The organism is Streptomyces sp. NRRL WC-3549, from assembly GCF_000721935.1.
In the GTDB taxonomy this organism is placed as follows: Bacteria; Actinomycetota; Actinomycetes; order Streptomycetales; family Streptomycetaceae; genus Streptomyces.
On sequence record NZ_KL585388.1, the window covers coordinates 23,636 to 26,360 of the forward strand.

The 2,725-nt window shown below is 68.5% G+C and carries 3 protein-coding genes; 1 reads left to right on the top strand and 2 read right to left on the bottom strand.

The genetic code is table 11. The features are described 5' to 3' along the window. Together IH13_RS0106545 and IH13_RS0106550 are read right to left on the bottom strand one after the other, a co-directional pair. The coding region (locus IH13_RS0106545) for a hypothetical protein (protein ID WP_031081838.1) at nucleotides 1-190 on the bottom strand (190 nt) is incomplete at its 3' end. A 57-nt stretch (nucleotides 191-247) separates the two neighbouring features. Then, nucleotides 248-964 carry a class I SAM-dependent methyltransferase gene (locus IH13_RS0106550; protein WP_031081840.1) on the bottom strand — a complete coding sequence of 239 codons (717 nt, stop codon included), beginning with the start codon at nucleotides 962-964 and terminating at the stop codon, nucleotides 248-250. Nucleotides 965-1,356: 392 nt separating this feature from the next. Here IH13_RS0106550 and rpsA point away from each other — a divergent pair. Next, nucleotides 1,357-2,725, top strand: a 1,369-nt coding sequence (gene rpsA, locus IH13_RS0106555; protein ID WP_063837404.1) for a 30S ribosomal protein S1, incomplete at its 3' end; no start/stop codon positions are given.

A 2,725-nucleotide genomic window follows, 5' to 3' on the forward strand; every position in this document is an offset into this window, starting at 1 on the left:
GCTCGGCCACGACGACCCGGCGTACCGGGCCGCCGCCGGTCAGACCGGCGAGCACCAGCGGGACGAGGGTCGTCTTGCCGGTCCCGGGGGGCGCGCAGAGCACCGCGGCACCCCGCTCGTCGAGGGCCGTCCGCAGGGCGGGCACGGCGGAGCGCACGGGCAACTGGTCCAGGGCGTCGGTACGGATCACGCCCCCAGTCTCGTACGCGGACGGGCCACCCGGTCACCCGGTCACCCGGCCCGGCGGTCACCAGGTCCGGCGGTCCCGCTCGCAGACGAAGATCGCGGTGCCGGGGATGAGGTTGCCGCGCAGCGGGGACCAGCCGCCCCACTCCTGGTGGTTCCAGGCCGGCCATTCCGGCTCGACCAGGTCCAGCAGCCGGAAACCGCCCGCCACCACGTCGCGCACCCGGTCGCCGAGCGTCCGGTGGTGCTCGACGTACACCGCGTGCCCCTGCTCGTCCTGCTCCACGTAGGGCACGCGGTCGAAGTAGGAGGCGGCGACGGAGAGCCCCTCGGGGCCCGGCTCGTCGGGAAAGGCCCACCGGACGGGGTGCGTCACGGAGAACACCCAGCGGCCCCCGGGGCGCAGCACCCGGTGCACCTCGCGGAACACCTGTACGGGGTCGGCGACGAACGGCACCGCCCCGTAGGCGGAGCAGGCGAGGTCGAAGGAGCCGTCCCGGAACGGCAGATGTGTATAAGAGACAGGGGCGGCCCCGGCCCCGACCTCCAGGACGTCCAGGCCCCTCAGCGACCCGGCGGGGCCGAGCAGGGCGGCCTCGGCCTCGTCCAGCCCCTCCGGCCCCCAGACGAACCGGTCGTCGCCCAGGAATGCCCCGTGGTCGCCTTGGTACTCGTCGGCGTTCCGGTCCCACCAGCCGCGGTTCGCCCGGCTGCTCTCCGCGTCCCCGGCCGCCCGGCGGGTCGCCTCAGGTTCCCACCCGTGGATCTCTTGGCTCATCGTGCCCGTCGTTGTAGTTTGCCTTCACCCGCCGCGGGCGGTGCCCGCACGGACCGTGCGGAACACCCCGGCGCGCCTGCGACACGCCGCCGGGGCGTATCTGGCCTCGGTGAACGTGAGTTGTGCCGGGATTGGGGCGTTGTGCCCCGGGTGTGCGCCTTCGCGCATTGACCCTGTCCGGCTGCCCCCGTATGCTACAAGTTGCGCTGCGAGCCTGCGCGCCTCAGACCTAGCAGGCCGCGCTCGCGTCTGTTGCATGTCCTCGGTTGTCGAGGCTCCTTCCGGATCATCGGTCGGGTGCTTTCCAGGCTGTCCGGCTTCTGCAGAGGCGATACGGGCTTTCGGCGTAGCAGTACCTACGACTCTCTGTCCGTACCGGAGCCCTTTCCCACATGACGAGCAGCACCGAGACCACCGCCACCACTCCGCAGGTTGCGGTCAACGACATCGGCGACGCGGACGCGTTCCTCGCGGCGATCGACGAGACGATCAAGTACTTCAACGACGGCGACATCGTTGACGGTGTCATCGTCAAGGTTGACCGGGACGAGGTTCTCCTCGACATCGGTTACAAGACCGAAGGTGTCATCCCGAGCCGCGAGCTCTCGATCAAGCACGACGTCGACCCCAACGAGGTCGTCAAGGTCGGTGACGAGATCGAGGCCCTGGTTCTCCAGAAGGAGGACAAGGAAGGCCGCCTGATCCTCTCGAAGAAGCGCGCTCAGTACGAGCGTGCCTGGGGCACCATCGAGAAGATCAAGGAAGAGGACGGCATCGTCACCGGTACCGTCATCGAGGTCGTCAAGGGTGGTCTCATCCTCGACATCGGCCTCCGCGGCTTCCTGCCGGCGTCGCTCGTCGAGATGCGTCGTGTGCGCGACCTCCAGCCCTACGTGGGCAAGGAGCTCGAGGCGAAGATCATCGAGCTGGACAAGAACCGCAACAACGTGGTCCTGTCCCGCCGTGCCTGGCTCGAGCAGACCCAGTCCGAGGTGCGCCAGACGTTCCTCACCACCCTGCAGAAGGGTCAGGTCCGCTCCGGCGTCGTCTCCTCGATCGTCAACTTCGGTGCCTTCGTGGACCTGGGTGGCGTCGACGGTCTCGTCCACGTCTCCGAGCTCTCCTGGAAGCACATCGACCACCCCTCCGAGGTCGTCGAGGTCGGTCAGGAAGTCACCGTCGAGGTCCTCGACGTGGACATGGACCGCGAGCGCGTCTCCCTGTCGCTCAAGGCGACGCAGGAAGACCCGTGGCAGCAGTTCGCCCGCACGCACCAGATCGGGCAGGTCGTTCCCGGTAAGGTCACCAAGCTCGTTCCCTTCGGTGCGTTCGTGCGCGTCGACGAGGGCATCGAGGGTCTGGTCCACATCTCCGAGCTGGCCGAGCGCCACGTGGAGATCCCGGAGCAGGTCGTCCAGGTCAACGACGAGATCTTCGTCAAGGTCATCGACATCGACCTCGAGCGCCGTCGCATCAGCCTCTCGCTGAAGCAGGCCAACGAGGCGTTCGGCGGCGACCCGGCGGCGGTCGAGTTCGACCCGACCCTGTACGGCATGGCTGCGTCCTACGACGACCAGGGCAACTACATCTACCCCGAGGGCTTCGACCCCGAGACCAACGACTGGCTCGAGGGCTTCGAGGCTCAGCGCGAGATCTGGGAGACCCAGTACGCCGAGGCGCAGCAGCGCTTCGAGCAGCACCAGGCCCAGGTCATCAAGTCCCGCGAGGCCGACGAGGCCGCCGCTGTCTCTTATACACATC